Genomic DNA, 19195 nt, shown 5'->3' on the forward strand with positions numbered 1-19195 from the left:
GAGCATCCTCTTTTCATCTGTCACCTTATTTTTTATTATTCCCTTTGCAGGAGCTATATGGCCGATTTATTGGACATATATGCCCAACGTGTTGAACATATAGCTCCAACACGTTGGATATATATAGCTGACGCGTTGGAGCTATACATCCAACATGCCGGATATAATAGCCTCTGATTTGCAAAGTATATGTTATTCATTCAATGTAGACTAATTATGAGAAAGATATTAATTCTGTTTGTTGTAGCCTTGATTGGTTTTGCTTCTTGTGCCGACAGCAAGCAGTCAATGACAGTCACAGTGACCAATTCTTTGGCTCTTGAACGGGCAGGGGAGATGGTTGAAGTGCCGATGAGCGATGTGGTCGCTAAATTGAAACTGGCGGATACGGCACAGATTGTGGTGCTTGACGTCGACGGTCAGCAAGTGCCTTATCAGGTGACGTATGATGAGAAGGTGGTCTTCCCCGTTACGGTAGGGGCAAACAGTGCGGTTACTTATACCATTCAACCGGGCACACCGGCACCTTTTGATGTCATTGCTTGCGGTAAATACTACCCCGAACGTCTGGACGACGTAGCCTGGGAGAATGATCTTGGCGGATTCCGTGCTTATGGTCCTGCTTTGCAGGCTCGTGGAGAACGTGGTTTTGGCTATGATCTTTTTACGAAGTATAATACTACGGAGCCGATTTTGGAATCTCTGTATGCTGAAGAACTTAATCCTGAAAAGCGTGCCAAGATAGCCGAACTGAAAAAGACAGATCCGAAAGCCGCTTCCGAATTGCAGAATGCCATCTCTTACCATATCGATCATGGATACGGTATGGATTGCTATGCCGTAGGTCCCACGTTGGGCGCCGGCGTTGCCGCTTTGATGGCAGGTGACACTATTATCTATCCTTACTGCTATCGCACACAGGAAATCCTTGATAATGGTCCGCTGCGTTTCACGGTGAAGCTGGAGTTTTATCCGCTGGTGGTCCGTGGAGATTCTAACGTGGTGGAAACACGCGTCATCTCCTTGGATGCAGGTTCTTATCTAAATAAAACAGTTGTTTCATATACCAATTTGAAAGAAGCAATGCCGGTAACTACAGGACTTGTATTGCGTGAACCGGACGGTGCGGTTGTGGCAGATGCTGCAAATGGCTATATCACTTACGTAGATCCTACAACTGACCGTAGCGGTGCAAACGGTAAGATATTTGTGGGTGCTGCATTCCCTGCACAGGTAAAAGAGGCGAAAGTGGTTCTTCTTTCCGAAAAGGAAAAGAAAGATCGTGGTGGAGCCGACGGTCATGTGCTGGCTATCAGCGAATATGAGCCTGGTTCTGAATATACTTATTACTGGGGATCTGCCTGGGATAAGGCGGCTATCAAGACTCAGGATGCGTGGAATAAATATATGGCTGAATATGCGCAGAAATTGCGTACTCCGTTGGCGGTGGCATATTAATTAATGTGCTGAATTGCTTATACAGTCAAAAAAGAAGGATTGTCGGGGTGTGACGAAACGCCCTCTTTAATTTCTTTTGCTCACTGAATACGCGATTCATTATTGAATATCATGCGTCTTTTCTAATAGATGAAGCAAAGGTTTCTTTTTATCAAAGGAACCTTTGCTTATTTTTATCTTTCTGAAAAAGAAAGAGAATTAAGAATGTGTCTTTCTGGAAAAGAAAGATAATGTCCTTGAGCTATCTTGTAAAAGCGTGTTGTTCGTAATATTCGTATGTCGTTCCGTCTTCTTTCTCTTTCTCACGAAGTTCATAGACTAATTCATTCTCTGTCATTGTGGTCACTGTCCACACTTCTGTGTAATTATCCTCTTCAGTGTCGATGAGAGTCAGCTTATTACCGGAGTAGCTCCATGTACCGTGATAATAATTAGTACTTCCGGAGGAGTTGTAGACATCTTTTTCTACATACGTACCATCTTCCTTGAACTCTATGGAATAACGGTTGGTTCCATTTACAAAATCTTCTTTAGAGTCACTTACCTTTTCACCATCTTCCCATTCTTGTGAAAGATAATACACTCCATTCCATGTTCCTAACAATAAATCGCGTGAACCGACAGCGTCATCGTCGTCATCGCCACAGGAATAAATGCTGAACGACAGTAATACTGCAACTATGCAAACGGTTGCTTTCCAGATTGTTTTCATAATAAATTGTTTTAATTGTTTGATTTTGAGATGATTTGTTTTTATGGGATTATTTGATAATCGTTTCCACATGTCCATTCTTGAAGAATAGGTAGAACGAGCTGGAATACATCCATTGCACTTCTCCATTTGATTCTTGAATAGTCTGCGGTTTGCCGAAGGCCAGCAGACATTCATCTTCCGTCATGCCTTTCACCGGCTTGTTGATACTGATTTCATTCCAGTGAGTGATTGGTGAAAGTTGGTTCGTTACGATGAAGTCGAACATTTTATTCAATACTTGCGATTCCACCTGTACGAAGTCATCCATGATTTCTTTGTGAGATGCTTTCTTGTCCGGTTGCAGCTTCTCCATGGGAGTTATTTTTTTCATTATCACTGCTGATGATTCTATCCGTATATTGGAAAGATAGTAGACCAGCTTGCCGTCTTTTACTTGAAACAGGGCTTTGCAATAGTAAGTATTCTTCTGATTTGAATCTGCTTGCGAGGCAAGTATCAGATCGCAACTGAAGTTTTTAGCCGGTACGTTTACCTCTGTGATCCCTTCCCGTAGCTGCGGACAGACATTTTTGACGGTCCATAACAGTGCATTAGCGTAGATGTTCTCGTCATGCATGCTGCTGAAAGGGGTAAATCCGCTGACCACATATTTATTGCCGTCTGCACTGACGGGATAGCTCTTTTTCTGTTCGGTGAAAGTCTGTGCTATCAGCGGGATAACTCCCGTCAGCAGATACATGATTGCCAGAAATTGTCGTTTGGTCATCATATTCCGTTATTTTTAAGAAAACAGCATCCACGGCCCTTTTTGCGAAGAGAAAAGATCGTGGACGCTGAATAAATAATATGGTTTATTGAGGTTTGGTTGTCCTTAGAAGGCAATACCTAGACGAATCATAAAGTTACTGGTCTTGAATCCGTCGGCATCGCTGAATGTATCTATGAATCCGCGCTGATAGGTGAGATCCAGGTTGAAACGGTCGTACCAGACTCCTACACCGATATTCATACCGGCATCGAAATGATTGTAGTCAACTTCCATGTAATCTGCGTAATCTCCCCAACTGATGCTCTCTCCGTCTGCTTTCATTTTGCTCGTGTAATCGTAGCTGGCAAAGACTCCTACATGCGGGTCGATATGAACATTGTCCGCCACTGCAAATTTCCATCCGAATGTGAACGGAGAGTATTGTATATTATGAGCCATGCACTTCGTGTCTTCCACTTTGAAACCACGGGAGCCGAGTCCAAATTCCATTCCCCAGTATCCTCCTGTGCTGCCTAAAGGCTTCTGGTAGCCAAATGTTGCGTTATATCCGATGTTTGAGTCAGCTCCTTCGGCTCCGTCACCGGAGAAGTTCATGATATTCAAACCTGCACGCAAGAACCATTGTGTGCTGCTGGCTTGCTTCTCTGTTTTGACGATTGCACTTCTGGATGATACGATTTGCGCTTGAGTTCCTACGCACAATAAGAGTGCGGCAATCATTGATAGTACTTTTTTCATTGTTATTTATGTTTTAGTGATTAATTCTTATTCTTAACGACAGGTGCTATCTGGCTTTTTCCATCCGTGGGTGATAACTTCTGCAGACGTATCCATTCATAATCGTCCTGGGTGGCAGGATGCCAGTTGACAAAGATGCCGGGATAACCTACTACTGTAACCGTGTATCCCCCTGTTTTTTCATTATCTTCCACTTTGAAAGTGGCTCCCATGATGACATCGCAGTTGTATTTGATGGTGGACAGATACGTCCCCCATGCACGGATGTTGTCAAGTTCTCCTTTCATGGCGATCTCCACTTCCTCTTTGCTTAGTGTCCATTCATCCTTGATTCGTCCCTTATCTTCCAGTATTTTCACCTCGACAACTGTGGGTTTGACACAAACTTCAGTAACTGCATCGCCTGCACGTGCCTGTGCATCACGAAACTTGAAGACCGTCTTTTGCGCATGGGCTCCGACGGCACAACTGACAACCAGAGCAATAATCAGAAATAGTTTTTTCGTTTTCATGTCCTTTTGTGATTATATGTTAATATGCCTGCAAAGGTATGCGAAAGGAGTATACTACCGGGTGAAAGCATAGTTCCAAGAACGATACGGAATTGTATCCTATTTGGATACACTGGGGAAGTTTCCGGTATTGATGCTGTCGGAAAGATCGCGGAAAAAATCATGGCCGAGGATGCAGGAGATGCGCCAGAGCAGGTGGATGTCGATATTCTCTTTCCGGAATATCTTGTAAACATTGGGGCGTGTGCAGCATAATTGGGTAGCGAACCAGGTGACGGTGCGTCCCTGTTCGTGAAGCGTGCGTTCAATAAGTTGTCCCGCATGAATCATGTGCCTATTCTGCTTATGTGTGTCCCCCAGACTCCCGTTGGGCGGACAATTCAATCTATTGTTGACAGGAATATATAGAAAAGGCGTGGGAATCTCTCACTTTCGTCCGTTCCGTGTTCAAGGCCTTCGCAATGCCAACTATCGGGAACGAACAACGCAGAAAGCCCACGCCGATATGTACAACACCCGTAGCCTCCCTTTGTTTTCCAAAGTGAGGCACGGATGTATATAAATACACATCAGGAGGACGTCTTTGTTGCTGTTAGTCATTCCGATAGGTCAAAGTTTGCGAAGTTCTGAACACAAATGACAAACGCTTGTAAACGTCTTCTCAATATAAACGTCTCTCCCTCGCCACCCGGAGGCTTTCTGCGGAAGAGACCGTTGCAAATGTATAAAAAAATACGGTTGGAAATGGTAATGTAAATCAGAAACTTTTTGAATGCAGGTTGTTTTGCCCTCTTTTTGCCCTTTTTTTGCCCTTTACCAGGCGAAATGCGGTTGCACTGGCATCTTGTAAGAAAGAGGAGGGATCTTTCAATTTTGGGCACGAAACGGGCTTTAAACTACAAAAGCCGGGGCATAATACCTCGGCTTATATTTTTTCTTCTTGTCAGGGAGCTTTTTTATTCATCAGAAACCTTTTCTTTCTTATCAGGAAGCTCTGCTCTTTTCGAAGTTTCTGTTTTTTCAAAGATTATAACACCTTGAATTCATAACCTTCCTCTTTCAGGAACTCGATGGCACGGGGAAGTGCGTATTGCAGGTTACCGTTGTTCCATGACTTCAGCGAATCGTGGAAAGTGATGATAGAACCGTTTCGCGCATAGCGTTTCACGTTGTTCAGCACTTGTTCCGGGCGCATCCGCTTACTGTAATCGCGGGTCACGAGATCCCACATAATGATGCGGTAATGATAGCGCAACGTATAGTACTGCCTGAATCCCATGTGTCCGTGTGGTGGACGGAAGAGATCGGAATGAATAATATCATCTACCTTTCTGGCATTTGCCAGGTAATCCGGATTGGAATATTCAAATCCACGGATGTGGTTGAAAGTATGGTTACCGATGCGGTGTCCGTGCTCTACCACCATCCGGTATTCATCCGGGTGTTTGCGTATATTGTCGCCTACCATGAAAAAGGTAGCTTTAATATGATGCTTTTCCAGTATTTCCAGTACCCAGGGAGTTACTTCGGGGATGGGGCCGTCGTCGAAAGTCAGATAGACTGCCCGCTCATTCGGGTCCATCCGGAAGATAGCTTGTGGATACAACGCCCGGAAAAGCCAAGGTGGTTGTTCTATAAACATGAGAGTCTGTGTTTTGAAGTATTAGGAAATAAGTATTAAGTATTATACCTTACGGAAAACATGCCGGAAGCTACGTTAATACTTAATACTTATTACTTCATACCTAAATTATTTCCCTTTCATTCTCGTCACGTACTCGTTGTATAGCTGATCGAGTTGCGTAGAGTAATGTTTTGCGAGTTCTTCTGATTTGTATTTTTCCATTAGGCGGACTTCGGCGTCAAGCAAACTGGCGTTGTACACGAAGTTTTCGCTGGCAATGGCAAGCTGGTTATCGTTCAGGCTAAGATACCAGATCATGTATTCGAGCGACTTGTTGGCAAGCTCGTCGATAATCTTGTTGGCTTTCTCGTTCTGTCCCAGTTGATAATAAGACTCTGCCATTTGGAAGGCGCCATTTGCCCAGTCATACGGTACGTTGATTGTCGGAATCATCTTTTCGGCGTAATCGAGTGCAGCGAGTGCCTTGTCCTTCTTACCTTCTTTGATAAGCTGTCCTACGAGCTGCGTGAAGATACGGCGGTGCGTGTAGCACATACGCATCACGTTCTCGTCGATGTAGATACCCGGCTTGTCGATACCGCCGAACTTGAACTTGTTCATCAGGTTGTCGTACATCTTTTCACTGTCGATCTTGCTGTCCAGTTTGTCCGTATCGAACGGAGTGAAGCGGTAGGCGAGACCCTCCTGTGTGAAGTGGTTGCCCATGCCCAGATGGTTTTCGCTTCCTACGGTGATTGCCATATAGATAGGACGTTCCCAGTTAGCGTTGGCAAGCATTTCGAGCATCATCAGCTCACTCTTGTAGAGGGCGCGTTTCGGGTTGCCGTTGGCGTCTCTAAGGGTGATTGTCATGTATTCGGGGATAGAGTCGCCCAGAGCTTCCGGTATTTTCATGCCGGAGCGGCGTACGGCTTCCTTATCTATCTTCATGACGATGCTGTCCGTAGGGATGAGCGGAAGTTGTATCTCTTTTCCTGTCTTCTTGAGAAGTTCTTTCAATTGGTCGTTCTTGCCAAGCATCCAGCGGTTGATGATTTCCTTCAGTTCATAAGGATTCTCACCGAAGATGGAGTGAACGAGCGACAATATGGTAGTGTCTCCCTGTGCAGCCAGTTCGTTTGCCTGTTTGAAATAGCTGTCGATAAGAGCTTTCATTTCCGGACGGATAGAGATATATTCGTTTTGTCCTTCCACGTATTCCACACGGTCCCAAGTGATAGGGAGTGACGGAGAATCGTAGGCCGGACGTTTCATCTGGTCTATATACCAGTCTGTTTGCAGGTAACTTAAGTTACAGGTGCGGGCATCCGTACGGAAACCTTCCGTTTCCTGATTGTACCACAATGGGAAGGTATCGTTATCACCATTGGTGTAGATAATCGGGTTGCCTTCTTCCTGCAAAGTCATCAGGTAGTTCTGTCCGAAGTCGCGGGCAACGAAGCGTCCGCTGCGGTCGTGGTCATCCCATGTCTGTCCCGCCATCTGGATGGGGACGAACAAACAGAGCACTGAAGCCAGAACGGCTGCCGGAAGTTCCTGCATCTTGGCATAATCTCGCAACATGCGGATGATACCTGCCACTCCCATACCTACCCAGATGGCAAAGGCATAGAACGAACCGGCATACGCATAGTCTCGTTCACGGGGTTGTGCAGGAGTTTGGTTGAGGTAGAGCACGATAGCGATACCTGTCATAAAGAACAGGAAGAATACCACCCAGAATTGCTGGATACCTCGCTGGCTATGGTAAGCCTGCCAGAAGAGTCCGATTAAGCCGAGAATCAGCGGCAGACAGTAGAATACATTATGACCTTTATTGTTTTTGAGATCTTGCGGAAGCAATTCCTGGTTACCTACCAGTAGGTTGTCGATAAACGGAATACCGGTGATCCAGTTGCCGTGCTCAATTTCTCCGCTACCCTGTATGTCATTCTGCCGTCCGGCAAAGTTCCACATGAAGTAACGCCAGTACATGAAGTTTAGCTGGTAGGAGAAGAAGAATTTGATATTTTCCCATTGGGTAGGCATGTTTACCATCACCATCTCTCCACACTGGTCGTAAGGAACGTCATATCCCTTGATGTCTACCCATTGTTTGTAGAGCGGTGCGTGTGACGAACTGTACATACGCGGGAAAAGCATATTCTGTGCATATTCGTATTCCACACGTCCGGGAAGTTCGATATAAGAGTCTTTTTCGTCGGGCGAAGTCTTTTCCTTGCGGACAAACTTACTTCCTGCTTCCGATTGGCGCGGAATACAATAGCCGTCTTTTACGTCAAGTGCCACTTTCGAAGAGAAAGCAGGGCCGTAGAAGAGCGGACGGGTTCCGTATTGTTCACGACCGAGGTATTCGCCCAGGGTGAATATATCCTCCGGTGAGTTTTGATCCATCGGAGTGTTGGCAGTAGAACGGATAACGATCAGTGCGTAAGAAGAATACCCGATTACGATCATCATGGTGCACAGTAATGCTGTGTTCATGGTGCGGGCGGTGATACGCCATCTCTCTTTGATTTTAGCCTGTACACTCGGAGCAAGATAAAGTCCCAGTGCGGCAATAACCAAAATACCGATGATGATACTGCTGGCTCCGTGTCCGTAGAATGGGATACCCAGCAAAGCGATCGTCAGGATAAAGGAGATAGCCATGCGCGCTTTGTTCTTTTCGGTGTAACTTTCGTATACACCCCAGATCAGAGCGGCTGCAAGCAGAATGATATAAACCACTACGCCCGAATTGAATGACATTCCGAGTCCGTTGACGAACAACAGTTCAAACCAGCCGCCTACTTTCACGATACCCGGTACGATGCCGTAAAGCACGGCTGCAACGAGTACCATTGAACCTAATAGCGCAATTAACGAACCTTTGGCGGTAGCGTTTGGAGTTTTCTTGTAATAGTATACCAGTACGATGGCGGGCAGACAAAGCAAGTTCAGCAAGTGAACACCGATACTCAATCCCGTCAGATAGGCGATGAGGATAATCCAACGGTCGCTGTGCGGCTGGTCGGCTACGTCTTCCCATTTCAGAATCAACCAGAAAACAACAGCGGTAAAGAGGGAGGAGAAGGCATATACTTCACCTTCCACGGCCGAGAACCAGAATGTGTCACTGAATGTATAAACCAGTGCACCGATCAGTCCGCTACCCATCACTGTGATAAGCTGTCCTTTGGTGATATTGTTTTCGTCAGTGATAATCAGTTTGCGTACCAGGTGGGTGATGCTCCAGAAAAGGAACAGGATACAGGCGCCACTCATGAGGGCACTCATGTAATTCACCATTTTAGCAACAGTTGTTACGTCGGAAGCAAATTGAGAAAACAGATTTGCCACTAGCATGAAGAAAGGTGCGCCGGGCGGGTGACCGACTTCCAGTTTATAGCCGGTGGTTATGAACTCCGGGCAATCCCAGAAACTTGCGGTCGGTTCTATTGTCAGGCAGTAGACGGTTGCCGCAATGATGAATGTAAGCCAACCCATAAGGTTGTTTACGGTTCTGTACTGTTTCATTAGCACTATCGTAGTTTATTCGTTAAAAACAAATTATGAGGTCGCAAAGATAGTGATTTGTAAGGATAATGAGGAAGAAAGTAAGAAATATTAAGTAACGGAGGGGTGATTTACTATCTCTTTCACTCTTCCGGAAGGCGGGAACTTGTGTGTTGGCAAGTAAGGAATTTGTTTTTTCTTCTGTCAGACTGACCTAAAGTATAGATTTATTTTTCTACTTTTGCTTACTGACAACAAATGCTTGTGAAGTAATGGACAAAGACATAACACTGGAACAAGAATTCGATCTGGTCTTCAAGGCACATTATTCGCTGGTGAAGAATTTCGCATTGATGCTCCTTAAATCGGGGCAGGACGCGGATGATATAGCACAGGACGTTTTCACGCGACTATGGGCCAAACCGCAGATTTGGCAGGATAACCCCGGGATAGATAAATATATCTATGCTATGACCAAACATGCCATTTTTGATTTTCTCAAGCATAAGCGCATAGAACGGTCTTACCAACAGGCACAGATGGAAGAAAGTCTTTTCAAGGATTTGTCTCCGTCGGGTGATACACTGGACGCTATCTATTATAAAGAAATACAATTAGCTCTGCAAATGGCTGTCGAACAGTTCCCCGAGCGTCGCCGATTGATTTTTGAAATGAGCCGCATCCAGGGAATGAGTCATCTGGAAATAGCGGAAAAGCTTGATATTTCAGTGCGTACCGTAGAGCGTCAAATCTATCTTTCCCTAGTTGAATTAAAAAAAATCGTATTTATTTTATTTTTTCTTCATTTCATTTGAGTAGTCTTCGCATTTGTGTCGTGCTATATATGTATTCACCACTAATAGCACAACTATATGAAGAATTATTTTCGGCAGATACTGACCTCGTTCACTAAGAATCATTATTCGGAAATGATCCGGCAGAATTTCTACGGATGGCTGACGGATAAGGAACATGCCGTAGAAAAAGACAAAGCTCTAAAAGAAATCTGGACGACAGCCCGCGCTATGGGCGAAGTGCCCCATGTGGAGAAGGAACTCGAACGGTGGAAACGGAACAACGGTCTTCACACGGCTTCTTCAGTCCCTGTAACCCCTAATCGCAAAATTCGTATATTGCGTCTTTGGCAATCCGTTGCGGCTGTGTTACTGGTGGTAGCCGTATCTCTTGGTTATCTGGTGATGCAGGCGGAGAGAACGCAGAATGACCTTATACAGGAATTCATTCCAGTGGCGGGGATGCGGCATCTTTCTCTTCCGGATGGCAGCCAGGTTCAGTTGAATTCAAAAAGTACTTTGTTATATCCGAAACAGTTTACTGGGAAAGAGCGGTGTGTTTACTTGGTTGGTGAAGCCAATTTTAAAGTGAAGCCTGACAAGAAGCATCCTTTCATTGTAAAGTCGGATGATTTTCAGGTAACTGCTTTGGGAACGGAATTCAATGTCAGTGCCTATCCGGAGAATCAGGAAATCAGTACAGCATTGCTGTCGGGCAGTGTATTGGTAGAGTGGGGAAATCTGACCCAGCGGACCGTATTGCAGCCTGACGAACAGTTGACGTATGACAAAGAGAACCGTCAGTTTCGGGTAGTGCATCCCGATATGGCAGATGTCACCGCTTGGCAGCGGGGCGAACTGGTTTTCAATGAAATGACCGTAGAAGATATTATACGTGTACTGGAACGAAAATACAATTATACGTTTGTCTACAGCTTGAACCAGCTGAAGAAAGATCGTTTGAGTTTCCGGTTCAAGGATAAGGCACCTTTAGCAGAAGTCATGGATATCATTGTCGATGTGGCGGGCAATTTGAAATTCAAGATAGAAGGAGATAAGTGCTATATTACACGGAAATAAATCAATAACTTAAAAACACAATTACTGCCCATGAGAAAAAAGTATCCGGAACAGAGCGCCACTCCATCCCGGATATGAAATAATCAACTTTTCTGCATCAGAGTGTTATACTCTGTTGATCTGATCTACGTGAATAACAACCTAGTTAACAAACTAATACTTAAAAGTTAATGCTACAAAATTACACATTTATAGCGGATAAGCGAGGCGTAAGAAGAAGTTTTCTACTCTTTTTCAGTTTATTTTTGCTACAAGTAACAGCTTTTGCTCAAAATGACGTGCGGATTACCATCCGTGAGAACAATATTACCGTCATTGAAGCATTGAAGAAAGTGGAAAAGCAGTCGGGATTATCCATTGGGTACAATAACTCGCTGCTGCGTGACAAACCTGCCCTCAATCTCAATCTGGATAAAGCCGGATTGGATTATTCTCTCTCTACCATTTTGAAAGGTACAGGCTGCACCTACGAATTGAAAGGTAAATACATCAAGATTATTCCTCAACCGGCACAGGAAAAGCCATCTTCCGATAAACAAATCAAAGGAAAAGTGACAGACGAAACGGGTGAGCCGCTTATCGGTGTCAATATTCAGGTGCAGGGTTCTGCCAGTGGAGTTATTACGGACATTGAAGGACGTTATTCTATCGAAGCTCCGGTGGGTAGCACGCTCAATTTTACCTATATAGGCTATACTCCTCAAAATGTGAAAGTCACAGATCGGAGCGTGTATAATGTGACGCTTGCCACTGCCGTGGAGCAACTCAACGAAGTAGTCGTGACTGCCCTTGGTATCAAGCGTGAACAGAAAGCATTGAGCTACAACGTGCAACAGGTGAAAGCGGACGAAATCTCCGGCATTAAAGATGCTAATTTCATCAACAGCCTGAATGGCAAGGTGGCAGGTGTTACTATCAACAGCAGTTCTTCCGGTGTAGGTGGAGCCAGCAAGGTAGTGATGCGTGGTGCGAAATCTATCGAACAAAGCAGTAATGCGCTTTACGTCATCGACGGTATACCGATGTATAACTTCGGTGGCGGTGGTGGAATGGAATTCGACTCACGGGGTGCTACGGAGAGCATTGCCGACATTAATCCGGACGACATCGAAAGTATCTCCGTATTGACGGGTGCCGCAGCAGCTGCACTCTACGGTAGTAATGCTGCCAATGGTGCGATTGTTATTACTACCAAGCGCGGACAAGTAGGCAAGTTGCAAGTGACGGTGAACAGCAATACCGAGTTTGCCCGTCCTTTCGTGCTTCCTGAATTCCAAAACCGCTACGGGACGGGAAGCCGTGGGAAAGACGGAGGTTCTACCATCCTTAGCTGGGGAGCGAAGTTGAATGACGCCTCCCGCACCAATTATGAACCGAAAGATTTCTTTGATACAGGACTGATCTTCACCAATTCTGTCACCCTTTCTACCGGTACGGAGAAGAACCAGACCTTCTTTTCGGTGGCGTCGGTCAACTCCGAGGGCATTGTTCCCAACAATCGTTATAACCGTTTTAATTTTACTTTCCGTAATACGACGAATTTCCTGAACGATCGGATGAAACTTGACATAGGAGCCAGCTACATCATTCAGAACGACCGCAACATGACGAATCAGGGGATTTATTCCAATCCCATTGTGCCCGTTTATCTGTTCCCGCGTGGCGATGACTTCGGACTTGTCAAGGTGTTCGAACGTTGGGATCCGGCACGCAAAATCAATACGATGTTCTGGCCGCAAGGAGAAGGTGACTACCGTATGCAGAATCCTTATTGGATTGCTTACCGTAATCTGCGTCTGAATCAGAAGAAGCGTTATATGCTGTCTGCTCAATTGAGTTATGACATTACCGACTGGTTGAATATATCAGGACGTGTACGTGTGGACAACACGCACACCAAGTATGAACAGAAGCTCTATGCCAGCTCCAACCTTACAATTACGGAAGAGAGTACGCAGGGACACTATACCATCTCCAAGCCCGACGAAACACAAACGTATGCCGACGTGCTTGCCAACATCAACAAGCGTTTTAATGACTTCTCACTGGTGGCAAACGTGGGTGCCAGCATTGTGAACAACAGATACGAAGATTTGAGTTATCGTGGCCCGATTCGTGAAAAGGGAATACCGAACGTGTTCAATGTGTTCGACCTCGACAACACAAAGAAGAAAGCCCGTCAGGACGAATGGCAGGAACAGACGCAATCAGTCTTCGCCAGTGTGGAAGTGGGATGGAAGAGTATGCTCTATCTTACACTGACCGGGCGAAACGACTGGGCTTCGCAACTTGCCAATTCTTCTACACCTTGTTTCTTCTACCCGTCCGTAGGACTTTCGGGGGTTATCTCCGAAATGCTGACTTTGCCGGAATTTATCGACTATATGAAGGTCCGTGGCTCTTTCAGTTCCGTTGGTATGCCTTATCCCCGTAATCTGACATCGCCCACTTACGAATACGATGAGGCTAACCAGCAATGGAAGCCCAAGACACACTATCCTATCAAGGACTTGAAGCCCGAGCGTACCAACTCGTGGGAATTGGGACTGGATATGCGTCTTTTCAAGGATTTCAGCCTCGGCTTTTCATGGTACTTGGCAAATACTTTCAACCAAACCTTCGACCCGAAAGTTTCCGTATCTTCCGGTTATAGCAAGATTTATTTGCAGACAGGATATGTGCGTAATTCCGGTGTGGAACTCTCATTGGGTTATGGACATACCTGGAACAACCATTTGCACTGGGAAAGTAATTTCACTCTCTCTCACAACAAGAATACGATAAAAGACTTGGTGACCAGCTATATTCATCCCGAAACGGGATTGCCTATCACACAGAATCGCTTGGATGTAGGCGGACTGGGTAAAGCACGATTCATCCTGAAGAAAGGGGGTACGTTGGGTGATCTTTACACACAGAGTGACTTGAAACGGGACAATAGTGGCATGGTAGAGATCGATCCTTCCGGTGCGCTGACTACGGAAGATAACCTGCCGGACATTAAGCTGGGTAGTGTATTCCCGAAAGCTAATCTGGCATGGAATAACCGCTTCGAATGGCGTGGTATCAGTCTAAGCGCACTCTTTACAGCACGTATCGGAGGTATTGCTTATTCTGCCACACAGGCGGCAATGGATCAGTATGGAGTGTCCGAACGTTCGGCTCAAGCCCGTGACAACGGTGGTGTGTTGCTCAACGGACGTACTCTTGTGGATGCGCAAACGTATTATAGCCTCATCGGAAACAGTAGCGGATTGCCGCAGTATTACACTTACAGTGCTACGAACGTGCGTCTGCAAGAAGCCAGTGTGGGTTATACCATTCCCCGCAAATGGCTGGGAGGTGTGTGTGACATCAATGTCTCTGTGGTAGGTCGTAACCTTTGGATGATTTACTGTCGTGCACCTTTCGATCCTGAAGCGGTGGCGAATACCGGTAATTATTATCAAGGCATTGATAACTTCATGTTGCCGAGTACCCGTAATATCGGCGTGAATGTGAAAATAAACTTTTAACCCGTTAAATCAGATCGTATGAAACAAGTGAAATCTTTCTTAAAGATATTCTCCCTGGGACTTCTGCTGGTGGGCGGAGCAGCCTGTACGGGCAACTTCGATGAAATCAACCGCAAGGAGTACGAAGTGACCAAGGATGAGCAGGGACGCGAAAACTACAATATAGGCTCTACCCTGCGAGGTTTGCAAGGGTTGGTGGTACCTACTAAAGAGCATCTTTATCAGTTTATCGAGGCTTTGGCGGCAGGTCCGTTTGCCGGGTATTATGGGACTACGCTCGTGCGTACCGATAAATTTGAAACTTATAACCCGTCTGTTGACTGGCAGGATAAGACGTATGGTGATATTTTTACCGAATCTTATCCGCTTTACCGCGATTTGCAGGATCAGAGTGATGATCCTGTGGCACTGGCTCTTGCCAAATTGCTGCGGGTAGCTATTATGCACCGTATGACGGATATGTATGGTCCCATTCCTTATAGCAAGGTGATAGACGAGCAGGGTAGTGTTTCGCTTAATGTGCCCTATGATTCGCAGGAAGCTGTTTACAAACAAATGCTGAAGGAACTTGATGAAGTGAGTTCCGTGTTGAAGGAAAATCTTACGATAGGTTCTGAAGCATTCCGTAAGTTTGACGATGTTTATTACGGTGACGTCAGCAAGTGGTATAAATTTGCCAATTCCCTGAAGTTGCGTATGGCTATCCGCATGGTGTATGTTGATCCTACTACGGCACAACAAGTGGCACAGGATGCCGTAGATGCAGGGGTTATCACGGACAATGCCGATAATGCCGAAATGAAGGTGGAGGAAAACCGTGCCGCTATGGTTTTCAACGGCTGGTCCGACCATCGGATGGGTGCCGACTTGCTTTGTTACATGAACGGGTATCAGGACCCTCGACGGGAGAAGATGTTCACTCAAGTGGAAATCACGGAAACAGTTGGTGGTAAGCCGACGAAAGTGTCCGGCTTTGCCGGTATTCGTATCGGTATTGATGTGGTGAACAAGGAAAGCGTGATAGACCGTTATAGCAAACCGATTATATCTACTGCCAGTCCTTATCCGTGGATGAATGCGGCAGAAGTCACTTTCCTGCGTGCCGAAGGTGCATTGCGTGGCTGGGCGATGGGAGGCGATGCCAAGAGCCTATATGAAGAAGCAATTGCTCTTTCTTTTGAACAGTACGGACTTCCTGCCACGGATGCTCTTTCTTATGCTGCCAATGCTTCCAACACACCGCAGGCTTACACTGACCCTGTGGATGGAACTTATTCAGCCGGAGCCGTTAGCAACCTTACTGTTGCCTGGCAAGAGGGTGATGAATATGCCGAGAAGAATCTGGAGCGTATCATTACCCAGAAATGGATTGCTATGTTTCCTTCTACGGTAGAGGCATGGAGCGAATATCGTCGCACGGATTATCCTCATTTATTGCCTGTGGTAGTGAACAATAGCGGTGGTACTATTGACGATACGAAAGCTAAAATACGTCGCCTGTGGTATCCGCCCAGCGAATATTCCGGTAACCGGCAGTATATTCTGGAGGCCGTCGGTATGTTGGGTGGCCCTGATAATGGCGCTACTTCTCTTTGGTGGGACAAGAAACCGAGACCGTAGGGACATGAAACTGGAAATGTGAGAACTAGAAAACAAGAAGATATAGAAACTAAAACAAGAAGATATGAATATGAGAATTTCCATTGCTAACATCTTCACTCATCTGTTCCTGTTGCTGGCATTGCTTGCTACCGCTTCGTGCAGCGACTGGACGGATCAGAAAACTGTTGATATTGATCCGCAGCATGCCAAAGAACAGAATCCTGAACTTTGGGCTCGTTACATGGAGGCACTGCGTACGTATAGGCAAAGCAAACACTTTGTCACTTACGGTAGTTTCGACAATAGTGCCGAAAAGTCGAAGAATGAAGGTGATTACCTCCGTTCATTGCCCGACTCATTGGACATCGTAACTCCGACGCATCCCGAAAGCCTGACCTCTTATGACTGTGAGGATATTCTCCTGTTACAGGAAAAGAGTATTAAGGTACTCTATTTTGTGGATTATACCGCTCAAATGCCTACCTTGACCGATGCTGGCAAACTGGGTGCTTGGTTGGATAAGGTCGTTGCTGCCGCTTCCCAGTTGGGTATGAATGGGTTTGCCATTAAAGGTACTCCTCTTTATGGAGGAACGGAGGCTGAACAGACTGCCCGTCGTGAAGCGGCCAAATTAATCGTTTCCAAGCTTTCTACTGCTGTAGGAGATGGCAAACTGTTGGTATTTGAAGGTGATCCTGCCTTTATGGATGCCGCAGATCTGAATAAGCTGGATTATGTAGTCTTGAACACTGCTACGATTACCTCTGCCGTAGATTTGAAACTCTATGTGGCAGGCGTGATAGAAAACTTCTCAATCCCTAAAGAGAAACTATTGCTCTCCGCCAAGATTAATGAAAAGCTAGTGGATGAAGAAGGTGAAAAACTGGACGCTGTTACCGAGATGACAAACCGTGTTGTTTCTTTGGGTCCTGTAGGCGGACTTGCTATCTATGCTTTGGGTGATGATTACTATCATACGAAGATGAATTATGAGACTAGTCGGCTAGCTATCCAAATAATGAACCCGTCCAAATAAGGGGCATAACTAAGAGATTATTTATTGTGAAACCTGTAAAACACTATAATGATATGAAAAATAACCCATTTAAATACTTCGTCTTTCTGATGCTGTCACTGCTGATGGTAGCAACGACGGGGTGTACTGAAGATGATATTTCCATGCCTGCCGGGCAGTTGCCGGACGAAACGCCGATGAATAGCGTCGGAGGGCAGTTATGCAGTGGAAAAACTTTTTCTAATAAGATTACTGTCAGTATGTACGAAGGTGATGGAGCTGTAACCGAAGAGATATGTTATGCACTGACAAAGCCTGCTATAACGGCTGTTACGGTAAAAGCCATTCCGTCTCCGGAGCTTGTGGCTCAATATAACAGTGATAACGAAACTGATATGAAGGAATTTCCTGTTGCTAACGTAACTTTGGGAAATGGCGGTTCGCTTACTGTGGCTGCTGGAAAGAAAGAATCCGGAACTATCAGCATAACTCTTTCTCCTGATGGATTGAAGCCTGAAACACTTTATTTGTTAGCGATTGCTTTGACACAAAATCCTGTAGGAGTAGATGCACAAGGGAATAAACAAGTAATTTATTACAGAGTGAATTTCAGGGAGAGGACTACTATGTGTGAGCCTGATGGAGAGGGGCAAACACAAGAAATCCCGCCACTAATGTCTGGTGTAACTACAGTGTTTTATGTGAATACAGAAACGTATAGTCCTTTAATAGCTGGCGTATTGGCAATTAGAGATGAGGGAGTACCCCCTTTTCCTCCCTATAGTCGCTTGGGCCATATAGTAAATCTGAAAAGAGCAACGATAGGTTACGATGCTGTTAGCCAGCGTGCTTTGCTTGCGCCAGGAAATGACCTGTCTTACGTATTGGAGCATAGAGATAAATACATTCGGCACCTTCAGGAAATTGGCAGCAAAGTTTGTATTTGTATTGAGAATGGTGGTAAAGGTGTCGGCTTCTGTAATATGAATGATGTGCAGATAGCAGATTTTGTCTATCAAGTGAAAAGTATAATAGAACGTTACTATTTGGACGGCGTAAATTTATGGGATGATGATAGTAAATATGGTAAGGCAGGGATGCCTGCAATGAATACTACTTCATACCCCAAACTGATAAAAGCTCTTCGCGAGGCTTTACCGGACAAGTTGTTAACGTTGGTTGATAAAGGAGAGGCTACGGAATATTTCTACGATGTAAACAAATGTGGGGGAATCGAAGCTGGTAGATATCTTGATTATGCATGGCATGGTTACTTTTCGCCAACAGAAGTGGTAGAAGCCATTACCCCTAATCCGGAGGGTACCCAAGTTTATAGCAAATATTCGCGTAAACCTATTGCCGGACTGGATCCTGCTTGTTATGGAAGTGTAAATATACCTTGTTATTCTGACAATAATCCCACTATAAGACCGCTTGCTGCAGAGAATATAGCAAAATGGAAGGCTGCAGGATATAAAAAGAGCAACATCATTGTTTATGGAGGTGACCTTATCGGTACTGAATATGGGGGCTATGAACAAGCTGTTAAGGTTATGTTGGCTGAGTATAGTTTTCAGTCATTTATGGATGAGGGTGATAGCTGGGATTTTGTAAATAATGAGCTTCTATGGGGAGATGCTCTTTATGGGGCAAATTTTCTGGACTATCAATTAAAGCTTGGTCCTGATAAGAATCCATATAGAAAAGACTGGTAAATCTTCCTTTGAATATTATCAATAAATACTTTTCCATAGATAAAGGAAAAATTCGTTCTTTGACATATTGAAATTACCGTTGATAGTTGTCATTTGCAGTGGATTCTTTTCGTAAAAATGTAACCGCAATCTAAACTTA

14 protein-coding genes are annotated in these 19195 nt (G+C 45.2%); 7 read left to right on the top strand and 7 right to left on the bottom strand.

What is annotated here, in order from left to right; genetic code table 11:
* The first annotated feature begins 216 nt into the window (after nucleotides 1–216).
* Nucleotides 217–1458: a DUF4861 domain-containing protein gene (locus tag Bovatus_RS16130; RefSeq protein ID WP_004296875.1), complete on the top strand. Its 1242-nt coding sequence runs from the start codon at nucleotides 217–219 to the stop codon at nucleotides 1456–1458.
* A 241-nt stretch (nucleotides 1459–1699) separates the two neighbouring features.
* On the opposite strand, the gene Bovatus_RS16135 is transcribed toward Bovatus_RS16130, so the two are convergent.
* From Bovatus_RS16135 to Bovatus_RS16170, 7 genes are all read right to left on the bottom strand, one after another.
* The gene (locus Bovatus_RS16135) at nucleotides 1700–2170 is read right to left on the bottom strand and encodes a lipocalin-like domain-containing protein (protein WP_004307810.1); all 471 of its coding nucleotides are present in this window, start codon (nucleotides 2168–2170) and stop codon (nucleotides 1700–1702) included.
* A 49-nt stretch (nucleotides 2171–2219) separates the two neighbouring features.
* A complete protein-coding gene (locus tag Bovatus_RS16140; RefSeq protein ID WP_004302923.1) occupies nucleotides 2220–2939 on the bottom strand; it encodes a hypothetical protein in 720 nt (239 codons plus the stop codon).
* 105 nt (nucleotides 2940–3044) lie between these two features.
* Nucleotides 3045–3680: an outer membrane beta-barrel protein gene (locus tag Bovatus_RS16145; RefSeq protein ID WP_004296878.1), complete on the bottom strand. Its 636-nt coding sequence runs from the start codon at nucleotides 3678–3680 to the stop codon at nucleotides 3045–3047.
* A gap of 20 nt (nucleotides 3681–3700) precedes the next feature.
* A complete protein-coding gene (locus tag Bovatus_RS25535) occupies nucleotides 3701–4192 on the bottom strand; it encodes a hypothetical protein (RefSeq protein WP_004296879.1) in 492 nt (163 codons plus the stop codon).
* Between the two features lie 99 nt (nucleotides 4193–4291).
* Complete coding sequence (locus Bovatus_RS24945; protein WP_004296881.1) at nucleotides 4292–4522, bottom strand: hypothetical protein; 231 nt, start codon at nucleotides 4520–4522, stop codon at nucleotides 4292–4294.
* Nucleotides 4523–5219: 697 nt separating this feature from the next.
* Nucleotides 5220–5834 (bottom strand): polysaccharide deacetylase family protein, encoded by a 615-nt coding sequence (locus Bovatus_RS16165; RefSeq protein ID WP_004296883.1) that lies wholly within the window; start codon nucleotides 5832–5834, stop codon nucleotides 5220–5222.
* Between the two features lie 108 nt (nucleotides 5835–5942).
* Nucleotides 5943–9356, bottom strand: a complete 3414-nt coding sequence (locus Bovatus_RS16170) for a DUF2723 domain-containing protein (RefSeq protein WP_004296885.1) — start codon at nucleotides 9354–9356, stop codon at nucleotides 5943–5945.
* 251 nt (nucleotides 9357–9607) lie between these two features.
* Between Bovatus_RS16170 and Bovatus_RS16175 the strand changes: the two genes are divergently transcribed.
* The 6 genes from Bovatus_RS16175 (at nucleotide 9608) to Bovatus_RS16200 (ending at nucleotide 19056) form a co-directional block, all read left to right on the top strand.
* On the top strand, nucleotides 9608–10150 hold the full coding sequence (locus Bovatus_RS16175) for an RNA polymerase sigma-70 factor (protein WP_004296886.1): 543 nt from the start codon (nucleotides 9608–9610) through the stop codon (nucleotides 10148–10150).
* 57 nt (nucleotides 10151–10207) lie between these two features.
* On the top strand, nucleotides 10208–11209 hold the full coding sequence (locus Bovatus_RS16180) for a FecR family protein (protein ID WP_004296887.1): 1002 nt from the start codon (nucleotides 10208–10210) through the stop codon (nucleotides 11207–11209).
* 170 nt (nucleotides 11210–11379) lie between these two features.
* Nucleotides 11380–14724 carry a TonB-dependent receptor gene (locus Bovatus_RS16185; protein WP_004296888.1) on the top strand — a complete coding sequence of 1115 codons (3345 nt, stop codon included), beginning with the start codon at nucleotides 11380–11382 and terminating at the stop codon, nucleotides 14722–14724.
* 18 nt (nucleotides 14725–14742) lie between these two features.
* Nucleotides 14743–16344 carry a RagB/SusD family nutrient uptake outer membrane protein gene (locus Bovatus_RS16190; RefSeq protein ID WP_004296889.1) on the top strand — a complete coding sequence of 534 codons (1602 nt, stop codon included), beginning with the start codon at nucleotides 14743–14745 and terminating at the stop codon, nucleotides 16342–16344.
* A 64-nt stretch (nucleotides 16345–16408) separates the two neighbouring features.
* Complete coding sequence (locus Bovatus_RS16195) at nucleotides 16409–17362, top strand: glycoside hydrolase family 18 (protein WP_004296890.1); 954 nt, start codon at nucleotides 16409–16411, stop codon at nucleotides 17360–17362.
* 53 nt (nucleotides 17363–17415) lie between these two features.
* A complete protein-coding gene (locus Bovatus_RS16200; protein ID WP_052587858.1) occupies nucleotides 17416–19056 on the top strand; it encodes a BT_3987 domain-containing protein in 1641 nt (546 codons plus the stop codon).
* Nucleotides 19057–19195: the final 139 nt, after the last annotated feature.

This window comes from Bacteroides ovatus (assembly GCF_001314995.1).
In the GTDB taxonomy this organism is placed as follows: domain Bacteria; phylum Bacteroidota; class Bacteroidia; order Bacteroidales; family Bacteroidaceae; genus Bacteroides; species Bacteroides ovatus.